This is a genomic window from Oleiphilus sp. HI0061 (assembly GCF_001635675.1).
This window is the reverse complement of sequence record NZ_LWFE01001761.1, coordinates 1-1,241: the sequence shown is the minus strand read 5'-3', so window position 1 is coordinate 1,241 and position 1,241 is coordinate 1. Positions and strand designations below refer to the sequence as shown.

Annotated in this window: 1 protein-coding gene; it reads left to right on the top strand. The window is 48.7% G+C overall.

Annotated features, from left to right (window positions below):
* Nucleotides 1-1,241, top strand: a 1,241-nt coding sequence (locus A3735_RS26915) for a 3'-5' exonuclease (protein WP_197486079.1), incomplete at both ends; no start/stop codon positions are given.

Genomic DNA, 1,241 nt, shown 5'->3' with positions numbered 1-1,241 from the left:
GGCTTCGCGTACTCGCAGGCAACCGAATCCCCATTATGGTAGTGGGCGATGATGACCAATCTATATACGGCTGGCGTGGCGCGAAGATAGAGAACATTCAACAGTTCCAAAACGACTTTGCCCAGCCTTTAGTTATTAAGCTGGAACAAAACTATCGATCGACCTGCACTATCCTGAACGCGGCCAATGCTTTGATCTCAAACAATAGCGGACGTTTAGGAAAAGAGCTATGGACTGATGGCAGTGAAGGTGAACCGATAGACCTTTATGCCGCGTTCAACGAACAAGACGAAGGCAACTATATTGCTGACCGCATCAATGCTTGGGTGAACCAAGGCCAGCTACGTTCACAATGCGCTATTCTCTACCGCTCCAATGCACAGTCGCGTGTCATTGAAGAATTTTTAATTCGCCAGGCTGTCCCTTATCGAATTTATGGCGGCCTACGCTTCTACGATCGTCAAGAGATTCGTAATGCCCTCGCCTACTTACGTTTGGTTTATTATCGACACGATGATGCCGCCTTCGAACGAGTGGTAAACGTACCAACTCGTGGTGTTGGCAATAAGACCCTTAGCGATATTCGTGAACACGCTCGAGATCAGGGAGTGTCTCTCTGGCAGGCCTGCGTCGAACGTTTGCAGCTAGGCCTGATTAAAGGCAAGGCCAATGGCTCTCTGAATGCCTTTATCGATATGATAGATGAACTTAGTGCAGAACAAGACGAGCTAAACTTATTCCAACTCACCGAAAGAGCTATCGGGCAATCGCAGCTTAAAGAGTTTCATGCGAAAGAAAAGGGTGAAAAAGGCCAGGCCCGCATTGAAAACCTCAATGAGCTTTTATCGGCAACCAAAGATTTCGAAGCTGAAGATGACGAGCTAAGCCCATTAGCTAGCTTTATTGCCCAGGCAGCCTTGGATGCAGGCGAGCAACAAGCCGAAGAACATCAGGACTGCGTGCAACTAATGACGCTTCACTCTGCAAAAGGCCTGGAGTTCCCTTTCGTGATTCTGGCAGGGATGGAAGAAGGTCTATTCCCGCACCAGATGTCAATGGAAGAGCCTGGAAGGTTAGAAGAAGAACGCCGACTCTGTTATGTCGGAGTCACTCGCGCAATGGAGAAGCTAGTGCTCACCTATGCCGAGTCACGACGCCTGTATGGCCAAGAGAAGTTCAACCCCATGTCTCGTTTTGTACGAGAGATACCACCAGGGCTAATACAAGAAGTTCGCATAAAA